Source organism: Rufibacter glacialis, assembly GCF_008271745.1.
In the GTDB taxonomy this organism is placed as follows: domain Bacteria; phylum Bacteroidota; class Bacteroidia; order Cytophagales; family Hymenobacteraceae; genus Nibribacter; species Nibribacter glacialis.
On record NZ_VKKZ01000022.1, the window covers coordinates 68912 to 91434 of the forward strand.

A 22523-nucleotide genomic window follows, 5' to 3' on the forward strand; every position below is an offset into this window, starting at 1 on the left:
AAGCACATTAGTTTACGATTTGATTATGGCAGTCAACACCGCACGTCCACAAGTGAATCGGCCCAAGGCAAACACCCTGCGGGAAGTGCCTAAGGTAGAGAAGCCACGTCCGGCCCGGCCGCCGCGCCAGAAGGGCACCAGCCTGTTTGAATTACTGGACCGCTACACCAAGGTAGACTGGTTCTTTGCCGAAGGTTTGCCGGTACGGTACCTGCCCAAGGTGCTTTTTCTCATGGCGGTGACCTTGTTCTACATTGGCAACACGCATTACGCAGACCGCACGCTCCGCCGCATTGACAAAACCAAAGCCGAGACCGAAGACCTGCGAGCCGACTACACTACCCTCAAATCTGATTACATGGAGGCCAGCAAACAGTCTGAGGTGGCCCGTAACGTGTCGCCTCTGGGTTTGATGGAAAGTTCTACCCCACCCATTCAAGTAGTTATCAAGAAAGATGAATATTAAAAGGTCTATCGTCACGCGGGTGCGGGTGGCCTTTTTGGCGATCTGCCTTTTCGCGTTCGCGATTATTTACAAAGTAGGGTACATCCAGTTGAAAGACGGTGACCGCTGGCGCGAGATCGCGAATGAGAAACGGTTCCATTACCAGCCCGTCTACGCTACCCGCGGCAACATCTACTCCAATGATGACCGCATCATGGCTACCTCGCTGCCGTTCTACCGGGTGGCGTTTGACCCTACCATTTCCCCAGATGACGTTTTCGCCAAGGGCATAGACTCCTTGTCCATCCAGTTGTCCCGTTTCTATGGGGACCATTCACCGGAATATTACAAACGCAAAATCAAGAACGCCCGCAGCGCCGGACGTAAATACGTGCGTCTGAACAGCCGCCTTATCAATTACCAGGACAAGAAGATGATGGCCAAATGGCCGGTTTTCCGGGCGGGTAAAAACAGGGGCGGGGTGATCTTCGAAAAGCTGGACCGTAGGTTCCTGCCGTTCGGGTCACTGGCCAAACGGACCATTGGGTTCATCAACGAAGACCGCAACGGCGCGGGGCTGGAGTTCAGCTTTAACCGCCACCTGGCCGGGAAAGACGGCGAGGCCCTGTATGAGCGCATGGCGGGTGGTAACAAACCCATCAACGACGGTACGGAGGTGAAACCCATGCCCGGCTTTGATATCCAGACCACCATTGACATCAACCTGCAAGACGTAGCGGAAAATGCCTTGCGCCACGCTTTGACCATTAACGACGCTGCCCACGGCTGCGTGATCCTGATGGAGGTGAGCACCGGGCACATCAAGGCCATTGCCAACCTGGGCCGCCAAAGCGAAGGCGTGTACGCCGAAGATTACAACTACGCCGTGGGTAACCAAGGCCGCACAGAGCCGGGCTCCACCTTCAAGTTGGCCTCTATGATGGCCTTGTTGGAAGAAACCGACCTGCAGTTGAATGACACTGTAGACACTGGCGTGGGTTCTGAGCGCATCGGCGGGGCCGTGAAAACCGATACTCGCGGTTACGGGAAAATCACGCTACAGCAGGTGTTTGAGAAGTCCTCTAACGTAGGGGTGGCCAAGCTGATTCAGCAGACGTTTGAGAGCAATCCCCAGAAGTACGTGGATTACCTGCACAAATTCGGGTTGCACCAGCCGCTGGGCTTCCAGATGAACGGCGAGGCGGTGCCTTACATCAAATCACCCAAAGACCGCAGCTGGAGCCGTCCGTCCCTTTCCACCATGGCCATTGGATATGAGATGAAGCTTTCTCCTTTGCAGACCCTGGCCTTCTACAACGCCGTGGCCAACAATGGCGTGAAGGTGCAGCCCATGATCGTGAAAAGCATCAAGCGCGCTGACCAGGTGCTGGAGTCTTTTGACACCAAGGTGCTCATCCCAAAGATCTGTTCAGACGAGACCCTGGTGCAGTTGAAGACAATGATGGAAGGCGTAGTGGAAAACGGCACGGCTAAGCACCTGAAAAGCAAAGACTACAAGGTGGCCGGTAAAACCGGAACTGCCCGCAAGGTGATCAACGGCCAGTACACCAGAAGATACTCCACCTCGTTTGTGGGCTACTTCCCCGCTGACCGGCCCAAGTACAGCTGTATCGTGATCATTGACAACCCGCAGAAGAACGCCCAGTACGGTGGTGATGTGGCCGCCCCGGTGTTCCGGGAATTGGCCGCCAAAGCCTACGCCCAGGATTTGGCCATCCATGCGCCCATGGCGCGCCGCCCGGTGGGGATAGCGCCTAAGCTGCCGGTCTTGCACGCCGGTAACCAGGAAGAACTGACCATTCTCTGCAATAAACTTGGCGTGAGTGCCCACCCCATGAGCCCTGAGGAAGATTGGGTGCGGGTAGACACGCAAAAGCAATCCGTGGCCTTGAAACCGGTGCCGGTGAAAATGGGGCGAGTGCCCGATGTCACGGACATGACCTTGAAAGATGCCCTGTTCCTCTTAGGGAACCACGGCATCAAAGTGCGGGCCATCGGGCTGGGCCGGGTAGAAAGCCAAAGCATTCCGCCGGGAGAACCCGTGGCCAAAGGAACCACCATTACCATTACATTAACTACACATGGCGCAACTAGAAAACCTGCTACAGGTACTCCAGTCACCGCAATTGCTCGGGCCTACTAACCCCGAGCTTTCTGCGTTAACGATGGATTCTCGCCAGGCAGGCCCGGGCGTAGGGTTCTTCGCGATCCGGGGTACGCTCCGCGATGGCCATGACTTTATTGCCTCCGCCGTGGAACAGGGCGTATCGGCCGTGTTTTGCGAAGAACTGCCCCAGAACACCCCCGCGCACGTGACCTTTGTGCAAGTGCCCAATGCCGCCGAGGCGATGGGACACGTAGCGGCTGAGTTCTACGGTAACCCCTCTAAGAAACTCAAACTGGTTGGCGTGACGGGTACCAACGGCAAAACCACCTGTGTGACCTTGCTGCACAAGCTGTACCGCGACCTGGGCTACAATGCTGGTTTGTTGTCAACGGTGCAGAACCAAATCAACGAGACGGTGATTCCGGCCTCGCATACCACGCCAGATGCCATTACCCTGCAAGGCCTGTTGGCGCAGATGGTGAAAGCCGGCTGTACCCACGCCTTCATGGAAGTGAGTTCGCACGCCCTGGTGCAGCACCGCGTGACCGGCGTGCAGTTCACCGGGGCCGTGTTCACCAACATCAGCCATGACCATCTGGACTACCACGGCACTTTTGATGAGTACATCAAAGCTAAGAAGCTGTTTTTTGACCATCTGGGCAAAAAGGCCTTCGCGTTGGTGAACTCAGATGACAAGCGCGCCATGGTGATGCTGCAGAACACCAAAGCCGCCAAATACACTTACGCCCTCCGCAAGGAAGCTGATTTCAAGGCCCGCCTGCTGGATAATTCCATTCAGGGGCTGCAACTGGAGCTGGAAGGGCAGGAGGTGTGGTTCCGGTTGATCGGTACGTTCAACGCCTACAACCTGCTTGCCGTGTACGGAGCCGCCACGCTGCTGGGCGAAGACAAGCAAGAGGTGCTGGCGAGTCTGTCCAGCCTCACTTCTGCCGCGGGCCGCTTTGACTATGTGGTGTCTGCTGGGCAGATTACCGGCATAGTGGATTACGCCCATACCCCTGATGCGCTGGAGAACGTGCTGCAAACCATTCAGCAGATCAGAAGGCCCGACCAGAAAGTGATCACCATTGTGGGTTGCGGCGGAAACCGTGATGCCACCAAGCGCCCGGTCATGGCGGACATCGCTGCTAAGATGAGCGACCGCGTGATTTTGACTTCTGACAACCCCCGTGATGAAGACCCGCAGGAAATCCTGAACCAGATGCAGGCGGGCGTGAAAGCTACCGACCTCAAGAAGGCGCTCTCCGTTATTGACCGCCGTGAGGCCATTAAAACCGCGGTACTCCTGGCCGAGGCGGACGACATCATTCTGGTAGCGGGCAAAGGCCATGAGACCTACCAGGAAGTGAAAGGCGTGCGTGCACCATTTGATGACAAGCAGGTGCTCCAGGAATCGTTTGCCTTGTTGCAGAAATAAGGGCTAGCGCCAAAAAGGAACTTCACCAGAGCAGGGCGGGCATTTCCGTTCTCCTTTTGAAAGATAGAAACAGATGCTTTATTACCTATTTGATTTTTTAGACAGGCAATTCGACTTCTACGGGGCGGGCGTGATGCGCTACATCTCGTTCAGAGCCGGGTTGGCTGCGCTTTTTTCGCTCTTGATCGCCATGATCTTCGGGGGGCGCCTTATTCGTTTGCTGCACCGCAAGCAAGTGGGCGAATCTATCCGTGACCTGGGCCTGGAGGGGCAGTTGGAGAAAAGAGGCACGCCCACCATGGGTGGGTTGATCATCATCCTGGCCATCATGCTGCCCACTCTGCTTTTTGCCCGGCTAGACAATGTGTACATCCTGTTAATGTTGGTGTCTACGGTGTGGCTGGGGGCCATCGGGTTCCTGGATGACTACATCAAAGTCTTCCGCAAGAACAAAGAGGGCTTGGCCGGCCGTTTCAAAATCCTGGGCCAGATTGGGCTGGGCCTCATTGTTGGCTTGACCCTGTTTTTCTCGGAGGATGTGGTGGTGCGGCAGTACCTCACCAGCAAGGGCATCACCGCCATTGACTTCTCCACCTCTTACCAAGATGTCCGGAAAATGATCACCACGGTGCCGTTCACCAAGAACAATGAACTGGATTACCACCATTTCTTCAGCTTCGCCAGCCCTTTGTTGGGATCTTACGCCCGGTTCCTCTACATCCCGCTGGTGATCCTGATCATTACGGCCGTGTCTAACGGCGCCAACATCACCGACGGCATTGACGGCTTGGCCGCGGGTACCTCCGCCATCATCGGTACCACGTTGGCCGTTTTTGCCTGGGTTTCCGGTAACTCCGTTTTCGCCGATTACTTTGACATCATGTACATTCCCAACACGGGCGAGCTGGTAATTTTCTGTACCGCCTTCGTGGGGGCCTGCGTGGGTTTTCTGTGGTACAACTCTTATCCGGCGCAGGTGTTCATGGGCGACACGGGTTCCTTGTCTATTGGCGGTATCATCGCTGTTTTAGCCCTGATTTTGAGAAAAGAGCTCCTAATCCCTATCCTGTGCGGCATTTTCCTGGTGGAGAACCTGTCTGTGTTGCTACAGGTGAGCTACTTCAAATACACGAAAAGGAAATACGGCGAGGGCCGCCGCATCTTCAAGATGTCGCCGCTGCACCACCACTACCAGAAATTAGGGTACCATGAGTCCAAGATCGTATCGCGCTTCTGGACCGTGGGCATTATGCTGGCCATTTTGACGCTCGTTACATTAAAATTAAGATAAGCTGTTTAGGGGCCTTTTTCGTGAAATTGGCCCGAACCCCCTTTTTCCTGTCATCCTGAAAGGATCTTGTGGGCAAACTAGATGGACAGTGGTGGTAGCGTAGTTACCGTTCGCAACCAAGATCCTTTCAGGATGACAAAGAGGGAGAAATAGTTTAGAAAAGCAGAAGTGAAAAGGAAACGTTTCAGGCTTCTTTCTTGGAAAACAGGTCTGAAACGAAGAACATAAAAACAAAAGCAATGCAAAAAATAGCCATACTAGGAGCAGGGGAGAGCGGCGTGGGAGCAGCCTTGTTGGCAAAAGCCAAGGGCTTTGACGTGTTCGTCTCAGACCGTGGGTCTATTGCAGAAAGATACCGGGTGCAGTTGAGCCAGGCCCAGATTCCTTTTGAGGAGGAAACCCATTCGCTGGAGCAGATTTACTCGGCCCAGGAAATCATCAAAAGCCCGGGTATCCCAGACACGGCCCCAGTGATTCAGGGCGCGGTGGAGCGGAATATCCCTGTCATTTCTGAGATTGAGTTTGCCGGCCGCTATGCCAAGGGCAAGTTCATCTGCATCACTGGCACCAACGGCAAAACCACCACCACACTCCTCACTTACCACCTGCTCAAAAGCGCCGGGTTGAAGGTAGCACTAGCCGGGAACGTGGGGGAGAGCCTGGCGGGGAAGGTCTTGGAAGGCGGGTATGACTACTACGTGGTGGAACTGAGTAGTTTCCAACTGGATAACATGTATGCCTTCCAGGCCCACATTGCCATTCTGCTCAACATCACCCCAGACCACCTGGACCGCTACGGCTACCAGATGGAGAATTACGCCGCCTCAAAGTTCAGGGTGGCGCAGAACATGACCTCTGAAGATTATTTCCTCTTCAACCAGGATGACGCAGAGATCCAAAAGTACTTAGGGGCTCATGCCGTGCCCGGAACCCAGGTGCCGTTTGGCTTGAAAAATACCCAGGGGGCAGCGCTTCAATTCCAGGGGCATTCGATTTCGGCTTCTTTTGCTGGAAAGAGTGTCCAAGTAGCCACCTCCAACTCCCCGCTAATTGGGCAGCATAACCAATACAACACCATGGCGGCCGTGGGTGCTGCCTTGCTAGTAGGCATTTCTCCGGCGCAGATAGAAGCGGCGTTGGGCACTTTCCAAAACGCCGGCCACCGCCTGCAACCCGTGGGAGAAATAGATGGGGTTCGCTTCATCAATGATTCCAAAGCCACCAACGTGGAGGCGGTGTGGTACGCCCTGGATGGTATTCAGAAGCCCATTGTATGGGTGGTAGGCGGTACCGACAAAGGAAATGACTACTCGCCCCTGTTGCCTTTGGTGCAGGAGAAGGTGAAAGCCATTGTGTGCCTGGGCGTGGATAACAGCAAGCTTTTCGCCTCTTTTTCCCAAACCGGCCTGAAAATGGTGGAGACCCAGGATGTGCAGGAAGCGGTGCAGCTAGCCAAAGACTTCGCCGCGGCCGGAGACGTAGTGCTGCTTTCCCCCGCCTGCGCCAGCTTTGACCTTTTCAAGAATTATGAACACCGGGGCCGGGCCTTTGCCGAGGCAGTAGCCGCCCTTAACCAACCCGTAGCATGACCACTCCTATCAAAAACTGGCTTCGCGATAACCTGAAGGGCGACCCTATTTTGTGGGGGATCGTCTTGACGTTTGGGCTCATCAGTATTGCCGTGGTGTATTCGGCCACGGGTACGCTGGCCTACAAGAAAATGGGCGGTAATACTGAGTATTATCTGTTCAAACACTCCAGCCTTATCTTCATTGGCTTGGCCTTTGTGTGGCTGGCGCACAAGATCAACTACCGGTATTATGCTAAACTAAGCTTGCTGGCTTTGATTTTCTCGGTGCCCTTGCTGATCTACACCTACCTGAAAGGCTCCAACATCAACGAGGCGTCGCGCTGGCTCACTATTCCTATCATCAACCAGACGTTTCAACCCTCAGATTTGGCCAAATTGGCCCTGATCTCTTACCTGGCCAGTATCCTGAGTAAGCGGCAGATGGACATTGATTCTAAAAACACACTTATTCCGCTGGTGTTGTGGAGCGGGCTCATCTGCGGGTTGATTGCCATGAGTAACATCTCCACGGCTTTGCTTCTGTTTTTGACCTGCCTTTTGCTCATGTTTATAGGCCGGGTTCCCATGAAACCCATTCTATCCATGATCGCAGTGGGGATTTTCTTTGGGGTGATCGCCTTGTCTTTGGGGCAACGGGGGAAGACGGCCATGAGCCGGATTGAGAACTTTATGGATAAAGAGCAGACGGTTTTCCAGTTGGAACAATCGTACATCGCCATTGCCACGGGCGGGGTGTTGGGCAAAGGGCCCGGTAATTCCGACCAACGCAACGTGCTGCCCCACCCATACTCTGACTTTATCTACGCCATCATCATTGAGGAGTACGGCATGCTGGGAGGGGCCGTGGTGGTCTTCCTGTACCTGGCATTCCTGTACCGGGGCATGATGGCCGTCACCAATAGTTTGGGGGCCTTCGGCGGATTGCTCTCGGCGGGCATCAGTTTCAGTCTGGTCATTCAGGCCATGGTGAACATGGGGGTGGCCGTTGGGCTGGGCCCAATCACGGGTCTGCCGCTGCCACTGCTGAGCATGGGAGGTACCTCCTTGATTTTTACGGGTATCTCCATTGGAATTATCCTGAGCGTGAGCCGGAGCGAGCACGAAGCCAAACTGGCGGCGATGCCTTCGGCGAACAAACCCGTTAATGTATTGACGAATGCCTGAGAAAAACTATAGGTTCATCATCAGCGGCGGGGGCACAGGCGGACACATTTATCCGGCGGTGGCCATTGCCAATGAAATCAAGCGGCTGCACCCCTCGGCAGAGATCCTCTTTGTGGGAGCCATGGGCCGCATGGAGATGACGCGGGTGCCCGAGGCGGGCTATAAAATCATTGGCCTTTGGATCAGTGGGCTCCAGCGCCGCCTGACCCTGGACAACCTCTCTTTCCCGTTGAAGGTCCTTTCCAGCGTTAGGAAATCATATAAAATCATCAAAGACTTCAAGCCAGATGCTGTGGTAGGGGTAGGGGGATACGCCAGCGGCCCGCTATTATACGCGGCTACAAAGATGGGAATCCCGTCCCTGATCCAGGAGCAGAATTCGCATGCGGGCATCACCAATAAGCTGTTGGCTAACAAGGTAGATAAGGTCTGCGTGGCCTATGACAGCATGTACAAGTATTTCCCCAACGCCAAGATCGTGCTCACGGGAAACCCGGTACGCCGTGATATCACAGAACTGGCCGGAAAACGGCCGGAGGCCATGAAGTTCTTCGGCCTGAACCCAGACCGGCTCACCTTTTTGGTCATTGGCGGAAGTCTGGGCGCCCGTACCCTGAACCAAAGCACTGAGCTGGCTTTGCAGAAAATCCAGGAGGCCGGCTATAACCTCATCTGGCAGACGGGGAAACTCTATTACCCTACTGCAGAGGCCGCCGCCAAACAGCAGCCAACTGACCAGATCAAGGCCTATGACTTCATCAAACGCATGGACCTGGCCTACGCCGCCGCTGACGTGGTGATTTCCCGGGCCGGGGCTCTCTCAATCTCAGAGCTTTGCCTGGCCCAGAAACCCGCCATCCTGGTGCCTTCGCCCAACGTGGCCGAAGACCACCAAACGAAAAATGCCATGGCCCTGGTCCAGAAAGAAGCCGCCGTGTTGGTGAAAGATGTGGAAGCCTCCCAGAAATTGTGGGATACCGCCTTCGCTCTGGCGCAGGATACCACCAGACAGCAGGTCTTGCGGAAAAACATCGCGCAACTGGCCAAGCCGCAGGCTACTGAAGCCATTGTTCAGGAACTTTTGAAATTAGCCTAATGAATCTGCAACAATACCGTCATATCTATTTCCTGGGCATTGGGGGCATTGGCATGAGTGCCTTGGCCCGCTGGTTTTTGGCCAAGGGGTTTGCCGTGGCGGGGTATGACAAAACACCTACGCCCTTGACCCAGAAACTGGAGAAGGAAGGCGCCACCATTCACTTTACGGATGACGTGCAGCTGATTCCGGCCTCTTTTAGGGAAAACAAAGAGGAAACGCTGGTGATCCTGACGCCCGCCGTTCCAGCCTCGCACCAGGAGAAACAGTACCTGGTCCACCACGGCTTCACCATCATGAAGCGCTCCCAGGTGCTGGGGCTCTTAACGCAGGACCAGTACCTGGTGGCCGTAGCAGGAACCCACGGGAAAACCACCACCTCCAGCATGGTGGCGCACCTTCTGCACCACGCCGGGGTATCTACTTCCGCGTTTTTAGGGGGCATTTCCACTGATCTAGGGTCTAACCTGCTGTTGCCGCACCAGGAGGAAGAGCGGGCTCTAGCCGTGGTGGAAGCTGATGAGTATGACCGGTCGTTTCTGACCCTGCACCCAGACATTGCCATTGTCACCTCCACTGACCCAGACCATCTTGATATCTACGGCGAGAAAGAAGCCTTGGTAGAGTCATTTAAGCAGTTTGTGCGGCAGATCAAGCCCAACGGCTACCTTTTGCTGAACCACACGGCAGACCAGAGCCTGGCAGAAGTGGTGGACCCATCGGTAACGGTTATCCGGTACGGACTTGAGAAAGAGGAGTTAGCCGTCACCGACTTGCAGATAGCTGATGGGGCCATGAATTTTTCCGTCAAAGGAAGGAACTTAGTTTTGCCCCAGACCGCTTTGCAAGTGCCCGGCTTCCACAACGTGGAGAACGCGGTGGCCGCGGCGCAGGCCGTTTCCCTTTTAGGCGTACCGGTCCAGAAAATCCAATCAGGAATTTCTACTTACACCGGCGTAAAAAGAAGGTTTGAAAAGTTATACGCAACCAAAAAAAGAGTATATTTAGACGATTACGCGCATCACCCCAGAGAGATAGAAGCGTTCCTCCAATCGGTCAGGGCGTTATATCCGGGGCAGAAGCTGAGAGTTATCTTTCAACCCCACTTATTCACTCGCACCCGCGACTTTTTAGAAGGATTTGCCCGGAGCCTGAGCCTCGCAGATGAGGTATGGCTCTTGGAGATCTACCCGGCCCGGGAAGAACCTATCCCGGGGGTGACCTCGGCCCTGTTATATGACCAGATAACAGGTGTGAAAAAGCGCCTTTTGCCCAAAAATGCAGTTCTGCAGGCACTCAGAGAAGATTTGGATTATAAAGTGTTGGCCACCATTGGGGCAGGCGACATAGACACCCTGGTACCAGAGATTAAATGTTTATTGGAGGAGAAGGACCATGTTATGGAATAGGAAGGTAAAAGCGCTTCTATTTGCCCTATTCTGCATGGGGGGCTTTGTTTTTTTAGCGGGATTTTCAAAAAATAGGCAGGAGGGAAAAATATGCAAAAAAGTCAATATTAAAATTGATAATGAGTATAACAATTACTTTCTTAGTGAATCGGAAGTGATGGCGCTGCTGACCCGTAACGGGAACCAGCCACTCACCGGAATGAAAAAAGAGGAGATTGACCTGAAGCGGCTGGAAATGCGAATAAAATCGCATAAATTTGTAAGGCAAGCGGAGGTCTCTCGAGATCTGGAAGGGAATATTAACGTCACCATACAGCAAAACCGGCCTATTGCCCGGCTGCTGAGTACTGAGAAAGACGTGTACTTAGACGAAGAAGGAAATCAACTGCCTTTGTCCACCCTGTACACGGCCCATGTCATCCCCGTGACATCCTCAGTGGTGGCCAAACCCAAGTCCGGTTCTTTTTTTCAGGATTCTGTGGGCAAGGCGTACTTGTCTCTGCTCCGCTTCATAGAAAAAGATCCCTTTTGGAACGCCCAACTTGCCCACATGGACATTGACCAGAAAGGCAAGGTGAGTTTTTTGACCCAGGTGGGGGACCAGCGCATTGAATTTGGCAAGCCGGTAAACGTGCAGGAGAAATTCAGAAAGCTTTTCATCTTTTACAAAGAGGTGATGCCAGTAGTGGGCTGGGATAAGTACAGCCGCTTGAATATTGAATACAAGGATCAGATTATTTGTGAATAGTTAATGATATGACGCAGAACGACAAAATAGTTGTAGGCTTAGACATTGGAACAACCAAAATTTGCGCGCTGGTAGGTAGGAAGAACGAGTATGGCAAGCTGGAGATCCTGGGCTTGGGCAAAGCAGTATCTGAAGGGGTAGTGCGGGGCATGGTAAGTAACATTGACAAGACAGTTGAGGCCATCCGCAAAGCCATTAGGCAAGCAGAGGAGCAATCTGGAATTGATATAAAAGTAGTGAACGTAGGTATTGCCGGGCAGCACATCAAGAGTCTGCAGCACAACGGCAGCATCACGCGCACTTCCTTAGACAGTGAGATCACCGTGGAAGACGTGAACCGTCTTACCAATGACATGTACCGCCTGGTGACCCCACCCGGCAGTGAGATCATCCACGTGATGCCGCAGGACTACAAGGTGGATTACGAAGATGGCATCATGGACCCGGTGGGCATGTCTGGCGTGCGTCTGGAAGGTAATTTCCATATCATCACGGCGCAGTCTAACGCAGTCAACAACATCACCAAGTGCATTACCCGCGCGGGCCTGGAGATTGATCAGTTGATCCTGGAGCCCTTGGCCTCTTGCATGTCTGTGCTGAGTGAGGAAGAGCGCGAGGCTGGTGTAGCCTTGATTGACATTGGCGGCGGAACCACAGACCTGGCTATCTTCAAAGACAATATCATCCGGCATACGGCGGTTCTCCCTTTCGGTGGAAATATTATCACTTCAGATATCAAGCAGGGCTGCATGGTCATGCAGAACCAGGCGGAGCAGTTGAAAGTGCGTTTCGGGAAGGCTATTGCCGACGAAGCCTCTGACAATGAGATTGTTTCCATTCCTGGCTTGCGTGACCGGACCCCTAAAGAGATATCCTTGAAAAACCTTGCTTTTATTATAGAAGCAAGAATGGAGGAAATTGTTGAACTCGTTTACTCAGAAATTGTTAGAAGCGGGTATGCGAACCAGTTAGCGGCGGGCGTTGTGATAACCGGAGGCGGGGCACAACTGCAGAACCTGGTGCAATTAGTAGAGTATTTGACTGGCCTTGATGCCCGTATCGGTTATCCGAATGAGCATTTGGGAAAGAGCAAGATAGACTCTGTGAAAAGCCCCATGTTTGCAACTACCGTTGGGTTGGTTCTAGCTGGTTATCAAGCCCTGGATGAGCGGGTAAACCGCTACACTGAAATGACCAACAGCCCAGACACCCGGGTGGTGAATGAGGTGAAACCAGTGCAGAAGGCCAGCAGCGGAGGTGGATTCTTTAACAAGATTATAGAACGCACCAAAGGCATGCTCATCGATGATTTTGACGATAAGCAACAGAACTATTAACGCGTAATTTCAGGAGAGATAACATGAGTTTTTCATCGTATAAGTTTGATGTGCCATCACACTCCAAATCCATCATCAAGGTCATTGGTGTTGGCGGAGGGGGAAGCAATGCCGTGAACCACATGTTCAACCAAGGCATTAAGGACGTGGAGTTTGTGGTGTGCAATACCGATGAACAGGCGTTGAAAAGCAGCAGTGTGCCCAACAAGCTCCAGATTGGTACCACCCTGACCGAAGGTCTTGGCGCGGGGGCTAACCCAGAGCGTGGCAAACAGGCTGCCTTGGAAAGCAAGGAAGAGATACGGGAACTGTTAGGCGCCCATACCAAAATGGTTTTCATCACGGCAGGAATGGGAGGAGGAACCGGTACCGGTGCCGCCCCAGTTATTGCCAAGGTGGCCAAGGAAATGGACATCCTGACGGTAGGTATCGTGACCGCTCCCTTTGCCTTTGAGGGCCGCAAGAAGCGTACTGCCGCTGACAACGGGATCAAGGAACTGAGCGAAAACTGCGATACGGTCCTTGTTATCTTGAATGATAAACTACGCGAGATGTTCGGGAACCTGCCTATCAGGGCAGCGTTTGCCAAAGCAGATAACGTCTTGACCACCGCCGCCAAAAGTATTGCCGAGATCATCACGGTGACTTCTGAGGTGAACGTGGACTTTGAAGACGTGAAAACTGTCATGAAAGACTCCGGTGCCGCCGTGATGGGTTCTGCCATCACCGAAGGCGAGAACCGTGCCCTTCGGGCCGCCGAGGAATCCCTGTCTTCGCCGTTGCTGAACAACACCGACATCCATGGCGCTCAGAAGATCCTTCTCTCCATCATGTCTGGTGACCAGGCCGAGTTGGAGATGGATGAACTGACGGAGATCACAGATTACATCCAGGAAAAAGCAGGTGATGATTCTGAGGTGATCTTCGGGCACGGCATTGATTCTTCTTTGGGAGCCAGCATCCGGGTAACGGTGATCGCTACCGGGTTTGCGCGGGAAATTGAAAGCCTGCCAGCTCCAAAAAAGACCGTTGAGGCCGGACCAACCATTGGAGCAACTGCGCCTCAGGCAGTAACTGAAGAAGTTATAGAGCCAGTCGCTCCGGTAATCCCTACCACGTATTCGGTGACGCCGCCTGCTTCCGCTACCCAATTGGTAGCCAACGAGCCGGTACGCAAGCCCGTGCCAGTGGCAGAGAATACAAGCAGAATCGTGTTTGACCTGGATGCGGATAGCGGAATCGTTTCACCTGCGTACGAGGAAGAGGTTTTTGTCCCTGAACCTGTCCAGGAAAGCCGGAACCCCCAGACCAACCGCATGGATGAGCGCCGCGAGCGCCTGCGCAGATTAAGTGCAGATGCTTATTCAGATGCTTCTATCAAAGAGAAACTGGAAGTTCCTGCTTACTTGCGCAGAAACGTGCAGCTGGAGAATGTGGTGCCCTCTGCAGAGCAGAAGATCTCCCGGTTCAACCTGAATGATGACAATGAACTACTAGGAGACAACCGTTTCCTGCATGATAATGTAGACTAATTACCGTCTGCTTTCAAAAAAGAAGCCCGAAAACGTTCTACGTTTTCGGGCTTCTTTTTTGAATAGGCCTACAAGATTCATGGATTAAAACTGGAGGAACTCGGTGATCTGCTCTTCCAGCAACTGCAGGTACAGCGTGTTGGTGAACTGGCCATCCTGGAGGTGCTTGTGGATGTACGGGAACCGGGGCTTCTGGGCCAGCACATGCAAGCCACAATAATTCAGAACATCGGTTAAATGGCTTAAGGCAATGTTGCCGCCTTGGCTACCCGTAGAAAGCCCCACCAGGGCTCCCTTCTTGTAACGCAGCGCCTGGGGGTACTCCAACCCGTCAATGAACGCCTTTAATACCCCGGGGTATGAGCAGTTATATTCTGGCACAATAAACACCATCTTCTGGACCCCCGCCACGCGTTGCCTAAGTTCCAGGAACCCCTGCGAGTACAACTCACTTTTGTACAGGGTAGGGGAGGCGAAGTCTAGCGGCAGGTCTTGCAGGTCCAGGATCTCTGCCGTTTGCCCTTTGGCAATGAGTAGTTGCTGGTAGAGCCTGGCTACCTGCAGGGTGATGGAGTTGGGCCGGTTAGTGCCCGATATGATTAGGATCATCAGGATCTTTGTTTGGCTGAAAATGAAGCGAAGCAGGCGCTAATTTACTCCATTTTATGAGAAGGGAAGAACAACTGGTGTTTCCCTGTTCCCCGTTTCCCGCCTGTTTTTATAAAAGGAACCAAAAAAAGGCGAGGCCTTCCAGATAGAAAGCCTCGCCTTTTGTAAAAACACCCGGGAAATCGTTACACGTTCTCTGAGGTGAAGGAGGCGTTGATGTACTCGCGGTTCAGCATGGCAATGTTCTCCAGAGAGATACCCACCGGGCACTCAGCCGCGCAGGAACCAATATTGGTACAAGCCCCGAAGCCTTCTTTGTCCATCTGGGCCACCATGTTCTCTACACGTGTCTTCCGCTCTACCTTACCCTGGGGCAACATGGCCAGCTGAGAAACTTTGGCAGAAGTGAAGAGCATGGCAGATCCGTTCTTACAGGCCGCCACACAGGCGCCGCACTGAATACAGGTAGCCGCGTCAAACGCTTTGTCCGCAATATTCTTAGGGATCGGGATCTCATTGGCGTCAGGTACCCCACCGGTGTTCACGGAGATGTACCCACCTGCCTGCTGAATGCGATCCAGGGCCGAACGGTCGGTGCAAAGGTCTTTCAACACCGGGAACGGACCTGCTCTCCAGGGCTCAATGGTAATGGTGTCTCCGTCAGAGAACTTGCGCATGTGCAACTGACAGGTGGTCGTGCCACGCTCCGGGCCGTGAGCCCGGCCGTTGATGTACAGGCTGCACATTCCGCAGATACCCTCGCGGCAGTCATGGTCAAACGCCACCGGATCAATGCCTTTCAGGAGCAAGTCCTCATTGAGCACGTCCATCATTTCCAGGAAAGACATTTCCGGGGAGATGTCTTTAATTTGATATGTTTCCAGCGTACCGGCCGCCTGGGAGTTTTTCTGTCTCCATACTTTCAGCGTCAGGTTCATTGGTTTGCTGTTAGGATTATTACCAGCCATTTTCTTTCTAATTAAGAATTAAGAATCTGGAATCAGGAATGGAAGGAAGTGGAGCTACTCAAACAGCTTACTGGAGTTTATCTCCTGCTTCTTTATTCCTAACTCTTACTTATTTATAGCTTCTCTGCGTCAGTTTCACATTCTCAAACTTCAGCTCTTCCTTGTGCAATACCGGCTGTTGGTTAATGCCTGTATATTCCCACGCAGCTACATAGGTGTAATTCTCATCATCACGCAGGGCTTCGTTCTCTGGGGTCTGGTATTCTTCCCGGAAGTGACCGCCGCAGGACTCGTTGCGGTTCAGGGCATCCTCTACCATCAGTTCGCCCAGCTCCAGGAAGTCGGCCACACGGCCGGCTTTCTCCAGGGTAACGTTCAGTTCCTCGTTCACGCCAAGGATCTTCACGTCTCTCCAGAACTCATCACGCAGCTTCCTGATTTCCTGTTTGGCATACTGAAGGCCTTCGGCGTTACGGGCCATACCGCAGTAATCCCACATCAGAAGACCCAGGGCCTTGTGGAAATCATCTACCGTTCTGGTACCGTTGATGCTCAACAACCGGTTCACGTCAGCCTGTACCTTCGCTTCGGCCTCTTTGAAGGCCGGGTGAGTGGTCTCTACTCTAGTGGTAGGGTTCTGAGCCAGGTAGTCACCAATGGTGTAAGGAATCACGAAATATCCATCGGCCAGGCCTTGCATCAGGGCAGATGCGCCCAGACGGTTGGCACCGTGGTCAGAGAAGTTACACTCACCGGTGGCATACAAGCCTGGCACGGTGGTCATGAGGTTATAATCCACCCAAAGCCCACCCATGGTGTAGTGTACCGCAGGGTAGATGCGCATGGGTTGCTCATAAGGGTTCTCGCCGGTGATCTTGGCGTACATCTCAAAGAGGTTCCCGTATTTCTGGCTGATTTTGTCCAAGCCTTCGCGTTTGATGGCATCAGCAAAGTCAAGGTAAACGGCCAGCTTGGTGGTTCCTACGCCACGTCCTTCGTCGCAAGCCAGCTTGGCGTTACGGGAAGCCACGTCGCGGGGCACCAGGTTACCAAAGGAAGGGTATTTACGCTCCAGGAAGTAATCACGCTCGTCTTCTGGGATTTGGTCGGCCGGACGGTTATCACCCACGGCTTTCGGCACCCAAACCCGGCCATCGTTCCGCAGGGACTCAGACATCAGCGTCAGCTTAGACTGATAGCCGCCAGACACGGGAATACAGGTAGGGTGAATCTGGGTAAAGCAAGGGTTGGCGAACAAAGCACCTTTCTTGTGCGCTCTCCAGATAGCCGTGGTATTGGAACCCATGGCGTTGGTGGAAAGGAAGAACACGTTGCCGTAGCCCCCGGTGGCCAGAATCACAGCATGGGCGCTATGTGACTCAATCTTACCGGTGATCAGGTGACGGGTCACAATGCCGCGGGCTTTGCCGTCTACCATCACCAGGTCCAGCATCTCGGTGCGTGGGTACATCTTCACCTTGCCATAGGCAATCTGACGGTTCAGGGCAGAGTAGGCACCCAATAACAGCTGCTGACCGGTTTGGCCCCTAGCGTAGAAAGTCCGGCTTACCTGGGCACCCCCGAAGGAGCGGTTGGCCAGCAACCCGCCGTACTCACGGGCGAAAGGAACGCCTTGGGCCACGCACTGGTCAATGATGTTCACACTCACTTGGGCCAGACGGTACACGTTGGCCTCGCGGGCACGGTAGTCACCCCCTTTGATGGTGTCATAGAACAAACGGTACACGCTGTCCCCGTCGTTCTGATAGTTTTTGGCGGCATTGATACCTCCCTGGGCGGCAATGGAGTGGGCACGACGCGGGCTGTCCTGATAGCAGAATGCTTTTACGTTGTAACCAAGCTCGGCTAGGGTAGCCGCGGCAGAAGCGCCGGCCAAGCCGGTTCCCACCACAATGATATCGTATTTTCTCTTGTTGGCAGGGTTTACCAACTTCACGTTGAATTTATGCTTGTCCCATTTCTCGGCCAATGGCCCTTCGGGAATTTTAGAATCTAAAATCATAGCGTATTGCTTAGTTCAGAAGACCTTGAATGAAAAAGTAGAGTGGCATGGAGGCAAAGCCAGCAGGTACTACTATGGAAAAGAACGCCCCAAACTTCTGGATGGCCGGCGTGTACTTCTTGTGGTTCAGCCCCAAGGTGTGGAAGGCGCTGGAGAAACCGTGGTATAAATGAAGGCCTAAAGCAATCTGGGCTACCACGTAAATCAATACATACCACCACAGTTGAAAAGACTGCACCACCACTGAATATAAATCGTCATAGCCGGTGCCTTCAATGTCAATCATGTTAGGTTCGCCAAAGCGGGCGCGCCAGAAGAAGTTGTATAAGTGGATGATCAGGAACAGCAGGATCACCGTGCCTAGCAATCCCATGCTGCGCGAAGACCAGTTGCTGTTGTCTTGCGGGCGGTTGTAGGCATAAGGCACCTTTCTAACGCTGTTGTTTTTACGGTTCAGGTAAAGGCTTTGGTAAATGTGGAACACGAACCCAAGCAACAGCACGATCTCCATTGTCCGGATGATCGGGTTGGTGGCCATAAAGTGGGAATAAATATTGAAGGACGCGCCTCCATCACTTTTGAACAACTGAAGATTCCCTATAAGGTGGACCACCAAAAAAGAGCAGAGAAACAAACCAGTCACGGCCACGACCAATTTACGGCCTATACTACTGGAAAACGTTTTAGAAAACCAACTCATTTTGTTGTGTTAAGGTTGATAAAAAGGTGTGTAAAGGATCGGTTAAATCTTTTCAAAGGTACATGCCAAGGCTTTCTCAAGCAATGGAAGTTTTTATTTTAAATGAATCTAAATAATTGGCCTCTGAGAGGTGAAACAGGAGGAAAAAGCCGCTTGTTTTTGAACTGTTTGCCCCAAATTCGCTTAAAAACACTAAATGATTCGTAAATTACAACAGTGGTACAGGTAATTCGTTATAGCCATACAAACGTATAAATATAACCATGAGGCATTGGATTTGTTTCTCTTGCCAGTGGGCTGTATCTAGCTTCTTCTATCTTTGTTTTTGCGTGCAAAACCCTACTATATGCCTCTAATTTTACAGAAAGTGAGAGCCTTATTGTTTTTGCTGGGTGGGCTGATCTTTTTTTCCTTGGTTTCCATACAAGAAGCGCAGGCTACCCACTTGCGGGCCGGAAACATCTACGTGAAAAGTGATACCACTGCTGCCCGGAATCCCCTTCGGTTCTTCTTTACCCTTGAAACCTACAGTGTGGCACCACCCCCGTTTGAGGATCTGGAAGCTACCCTCTATTTTGGTGATTGCACCAGCCAACGCGTGCCCAGGGAATCAAGGACATTGATAGGTGGTAACCAGAACGGTACCTTCCTGAATATTTATCGGTTTGAACATATCTACTCTGGACCGGGCACCTTCACTGTGACCTTTGTGGGGGAAAACCGGAATGGCGGGGTAGTCAATATTTCTTCTTCCGTACAGCAGACCTTCTTCTTGCAGAGTACCCTCACCGTAGATCCTTTCTTAGGAATCAACAAATCACCTGTGCTTCAATATGATCCGGTAGACGTTGCTGTTCGGAATCAGATTTATATCCATAACCCGGGAGGCTATGACCCTGACGGGGACAGCCTTTCTTATAAAATGCTGGAGCCAAGGGTCTTTAATGCAAACGATGCCTGTGGTAACCCAACCGGCAGAACCGCACCTGGATACAGAGGATTAGAAAACTATTTAGGTAGAGTTGATAATGCTAACAACAGGCCTGCTGGGCTCACCCTGGACCGCAATACCGGCCAGCTGACCTGGAACACTCCCGGGGTGCTGGGTGAGTTCAACATCGCCTTCGTGGTGGAGGAGTGGCGAAATGGTCGCTTGATTGGCCAGGTGATCCGGGACATGCAGATCTTCGTGCGCGAGGACCCCAACCGCCCGCCCGTCCTGTTCATCCCCCGCGACACCTGTATCGTGGCGGGTACCCTGCTGCGCGACACCGTCAGGGCCCGTGACCCGGACCGCGATCCGGTCATTATCACGGCCATAGGGAGCATGCTGCCCCCGGCCACCTTCCCCAAGTTGAATGACACCACCCATATCTTCAACTGGCAGACCAGCTGCGCCGATGTGCAACGGACTCCTTACCAGGTCGTGTTTCGGGCAGAGGATGTACCTCCTGCTGGTAGGATAAAACTAGTGGATCTGCGGCCCTGGCGGATAACGGTGGTGGGGCCGCCGCCGGTATTGGTGAATGCGGTTCCCAAATCTGGCAGCAGCATCCAACTGACTTGGCAGGACTATGTTTGTCCTAATGCCACCACCATGTACATCTACCGCAAAGAAGGGCCTTCTGACTTTAAACCTGATGCATGTGAGACCGGAATCCCTAAATCAGCGGGCTATACGCTGGTAGGGCAGGTAAGTGCCGGTGTGACCACCTTTCTGGACAACAACAACGGCCAGGGGTTGGCACGTAACCGTACCTATTGCTACCGCATCTACGCTGAGTTTCCTCAGCCCAAGGGCGGAAGCAGTATTGCCTCTAATGAGATTTGCGCCTCCCTGGAGTCCATTTCCCTGACTAAAGTGAGTGTGACAGAAACCAGTGCTACCACCGGTAAGATGAGGGTAGAGTGGAGCAAGCCCCGCCCGGCGGTAGTGGCATTGTTCCCTGGTCCGCATACCTACCGCTTGCTGCGGGCCTTGGGTCAAAACAGAGGGGCAACGGCGGCCTTCACCCCGGTACCAGGGTATACCTTCACCAGTTTGAACGATACCGTGTTCACGGATAACAACCTGAATACGCGAGACACCTCCTATACCTACCGGATAGAATTTTATAATTCCGGAAATACCGGTTCACCCACTAGTCTGGTAGATTCCTCCTCGGCCTCCAGCGTACGGTTGAGAGCACAGGCCGCTGGTCCGGCCCTGGTGCTGAACTGGACCTATAATGTGCCCTGGAACAATGCCAGCACCCCGGAACGGCAGCTCTACCACGTGATCTACCTGGCCCAGAATGGTAGCCGGAATTTCGTGAAATACGACAGTGTGCAGGCCACCGCCACCTCAGGGACCTACCGAAAAGAGATTCCGTTGCAGCCCGGCCAGGAGTACTGTGTGTTTGTGCAAACCAAAGGTACCTTCAATAACCCCTTCCTGCCAGATCCTATCCTCAACAACAGCCAGGAGGTGTGCGTCACCAGGCCTTGTATCCCGGTCCTGGAGATTGACCCGCTAGTCTGTGATGAAAGTTTTGAGCCCGGTCCCGCTCCCTTCACCAACCGGTTGCGGTGGACCCTGCCGACAGGTTGTAGCCCCAATTCCATAGATTTCTACACCTTATATTATAAAGAGACCGAGGACGGGCCGCTGGTAAAAATTGCCACCATAGACAATACCGGACAAACCGTTTACGAGTACCTCCACCAGAATCTGGTATCTTATGCCGGGTGCTACGTGGTGACCGCTACTGGCCTGGATGGGGTAGAAGGGGAGCAGAGCAATGTGGTGTGCAAAGACAATTGTATCGTGTTCTCGCTGCCTAACATCTTTACCCCTAATGGTGATTTAAAGAACGATGTCTTCACGCCAAAACAGGGAGCTACCTTTATCAGAAAAGCCACGCTGAAGGTGTTTAACCGCTGGGGGAACAAAGTCTTTGAAGGCAGCGGTGATCCGGCCCTGAACTGGAGCGGCGTTGACAACAGCGGCAAAGCCCTCTCAGAAGGCACCTACTTCTATCAGGTGGAAGTGGATTTCTATGGCCTGAAGCCAGACGTAAGAACCTTTAAAGGCTGGGTAGAGATTGTAAGATAGAGCCCAGTTGCTGGCGAGGACGTTGCCCCTGGTGCTCCTCCTTGCCATAACATGTTGAGAAAAGCCCGTTCCTGGGAGAGAAGAGATGGTACCTCTTTTCCTCCAGAACGGGCTTTTCAATTTCCCTGGTTCCCTTACAGATTGAAAGGAAATGCGTATTGGATGTTCCCGCTTTACCCATAAGGATCCAAAGTGGCCTTTAAGCTGGAACCTATGATGGAAGTACTGCTTCCCACTGGCTTAGATAAATAGCTTGGGCAGTTTAGGGCCTGTTTTTTAGAAATCCTTCAAGAAGCAGGTTGCATAGCCTCTTAGCCAGCGCCGTTTTCCCAAGTATTGACTTCTAATGCGGGAGGCCCCAATTGATCTTTCATGAATTCGGCCTTCTTTTCCCAAAACTACTTCAAAACATTGACTCAGTTGGTCAGGCTCCTGGAGAGCCTGGATCTTCTCAATAGAATCCTTGGGAGAGGTAAGGAACTTAGAAAAAGGCAAATTAGTCAAGAGCAGGAAGTAGAAGAAGACTGATAATAGGGGCTTAGGTTTTTGCCAAAAACGCAATGTCTGTGCAAACATTACCATCATCCACCTGCTTTGGTTTCAGCTGGAGTTGCCAATGATAAGCCCTTGCTTTTCCTTCGTTTCTTTGAACTGTTTGCCAAGACGTTTCCTGTATCCAAAGGCTACAAGATTGGCTTTGAATAGTACCGCCTTGTTGCAGCAATAAGGCAAACGAGCGAGCTGGCCTAAAAATGGAAGAAGAAAAAAATAATTACAGAATTTTTATTTTAAACCTAGTATGAAAAGAAATAATTGATTAAATTTCAATAGAAAGACCAAGGATTGGATAATATCTAATCAGGTTGTCATGAGTATTCAAGGTGTTTTTCCACCTCTTTTTTATATAGGATTGTGCAATCGATAGCACAAGTACCAATCGGACTGTGGAG

General features: G+C 52.6%; 16 protein-coding genes. 12 read left to right on the plus strand and 4 right to left on the minus strand.

Annotation, left to right across the window (positions count from 1 at the left end; all coding sequences use genetic code 11):
- The first annotated feature begins 25 nt into the window (after positions 1–25).
- The 11 genes from FOE74_RS14350 to ftsZ all read left to right on the plus strand — a co-directional run bounded on the left by FOE74_RS14350 (position 26) and on the right by ftsZ (position 14179).
- Positions 26–466, plus strand: coding sequence for an FtsL-like putative cell division protein (locus FOE74_RS14350; RefSeq protein ID WP_149099322.1), 441 nt, complete (start codon positions 26–28; stop codon positions 464–466).
- Positions 456–2609: a penicillin-binding protein gene (locus FOE74_RS14355; protein WP_149099323.1), complete on the plus strand. Its 2154-nt coding sequence runs from the start codon at positions 456–458 to the stop codon at positions 2607–2609. Before FOE74_RS14350 ends, FOE74_RS14355 begins: the two co-directional genes overlap by 11 nt.
- A complete protein-coding gene (locus tag FOE74_RS14360; RefSeq protein ID WP_149099324.1) occupies positions 2548–4011 on the plus strand; it encodes a UDP-N-acetylmuramoyl-L-alanyl-D-glutamate--2,6-diaminopimelate ligase in 1464 nt (487 codons plus the stop codon). The genes FOE74_RS14355 and FOE74_RS14360 overlap by 62 nt, the downstream gene beginning before the upstream one ends.
- 73 nt (positions 4012–4084) lie before the next feature.
- The gene (gene mraY, locus FOE74_RS14365) at positions 4085–5302 is read left to right on the plus strand and encodes a phospho-N-acetylmuramoyl-pentapeptide-transferase (RefSeq protein WP_149099325.1); all 1218 of its coding nucleotides are present in this window, start codon (positions 4085–4087) and stop codon (positions 5300–5302) included.
- Between the two features lie 239 nt (positions 5303–5541).
- Complete coding sequence (murD, locus tag FOE74_RS14370) at positions 5542–6891, plus strand: UDP-N-acetylmuramoyl-L-alanine--D-glutamate ligase (RefSeq protein WP_149099326.1); 1350 nt, start codon at positions 5542–5544, stop codon at positions 6889–6891.
- Positions 6888–8057, plus strand: a complete 1170-nt coding sequence (locus tag FOE74_RS14375) for an FtsW/RodA/SpoVE family cell cycle protein (RefSeq protein ID WP_149099327.1) — start codon at positions 6888–6890, stop codon at positions 8055–8057. The genes murD and FOE74_RS14375 overlap by 4 nt, the downstream gene beginning before the upstream one ends.
- Complete coding sequence (gene murG, locus FOE74_RS14380; protein WP_149099328.1) at positions 8050–9153, plus strand: undecaprenyldiphospho-muramoylpentapeptide beta-N-acetylglucosaminyltransferase; 1104 nt, start codon at positions 8050–8052, stop codon at positions 9151–9153. The genes FOE74_RS14375 and murG overlap by 8 nt, the downstream gene beginning before the upstream one ends.
- Positions 9153–10562: a UDP-N-acetylmuramate--L-alanine ligase gene (gene murC / locus FOE74_RS14385; RefSeq protein ID WP_149099329.1), complete on the plus strand. Its 1410-nt coding sequence runs from the start codon at positions 9153–9155 to the stop codon at positions 10560–10562. Before murG ends, murC begins: the two co-directional genes overlap by 1 nt.
- 199 nt (positions 10563–10761) lie before the next feature.
- Positions 10762–11310, plus strand: a complete 549-nt coding sequence (locus FOE74_RS14390; RefSeq protein WP_225840828.1) for a cell division protein FtsQ/DivIB — start codon at positions 10762–10764, stop codon at positions 11308–11310.
- 8 nt (positions 11311–11318) lie between these two features.
- The gene (ftsA, locus tag FOE74_RS14395) at positions 11319–12647 is read left to right on the plus strand and encodes a cell division protein FtsA (protein ID WP_149099331.1); all 1329 of its coding nucleotides are present in this window, start codon (positions 11319–11321) and stop codon (positions 12645–12647) included.
- 23 nt (positions 12648–12670) lie between these two features.
- The gene (ftsZ, locus tag FOE74_RS14400; RefSeq protein WP_149099332.1) at positions 12671–14179 is read left to right on the plus strand and encodes a cell division protein FtsZ; all 1509 of its coding nucleotides are present in this window, start codon (positions 12671–12673) and stop codon (positions 14177–14179) included.
- Between the two features lie 84 nt (positions 14180–14263).
- Here the strand turns inward: ftsZ and FOE74_RS14405 are convergent, their stop codons facing one another.
- The 4 genes from FOE74_RS14405 to FOE74_RS14420 all read right to left on the minus strand — a co-directional run bounded on the left by FOE74_RS14405 (position 14264) and on the right by FOE74_RS14420 (position 18479).
- A complete protein-coding gene (locus FOE74_RS14405; RefSeq protein WP_149099333.1) occupies positions 14264–14788 on the minus strand; it encodes an NADPH-dependent FMN reductase in 525 nt (174 codons plus the stop codon).
- 185 nt (positions 14789–14973) lie between these two features.
- The gene (locus FOE74_RS14410) at positions 14974–15726 is read right to left on the minus strand and encodes a succinate dehydrogenase/fumarate reductase iron-sulfur subunit (protein WP_149099626.1); all 753 of its coding nucleotides are present in this window, start codon (positions 15724–15726) and stop codon (positions 14974–14976) included.
- Between the two features lie 139 nt (positions 15727–15865).
- The gene (locus FOE74_RS14415) at positions 15866–17779 is read right to left on the minus strand and encodes a fumarate reductase/succinate dehydrogenase flavoprotein subunit (RefSeq protein WP_149099334.1); all 1914 of its coding nucleotides are present in this window, start codon (positions 17777–17779) and stop codon (positions 15866–15868) included.
- 10 nt (positions 17780–17789) lie between these two features.
- A complete protein-coding gene (locus FOE74_RS14420) occupies positions 17790–18479 on the minus strand; it encodes a succinate dehydrogenase cytochrome b subunit (protein WP_149099335.1) in 690 nt (229 codons plus the stop codon).
- A 346-nt stretch (positions 18480–18825) separates the two neighbouring features.
- Here FOE74_RS14420 and FOE74_RS14425 point away from each other — a divergent pair, with 346 nt between their 5' ends.
- Positions 18826–21573 (plus strand): T9SS type B sorting domain-containing protein, encoded by a 2748-nt coding sequence (locus tag FOE74_RS14425; RefSeq protein ID WP_149099336.1) that lies wholly within the window; start codon positions 18826–18828, stop codon positions 21571–21573.
- Positions 21574–22523: the final 950 nt, after the last annotated feature.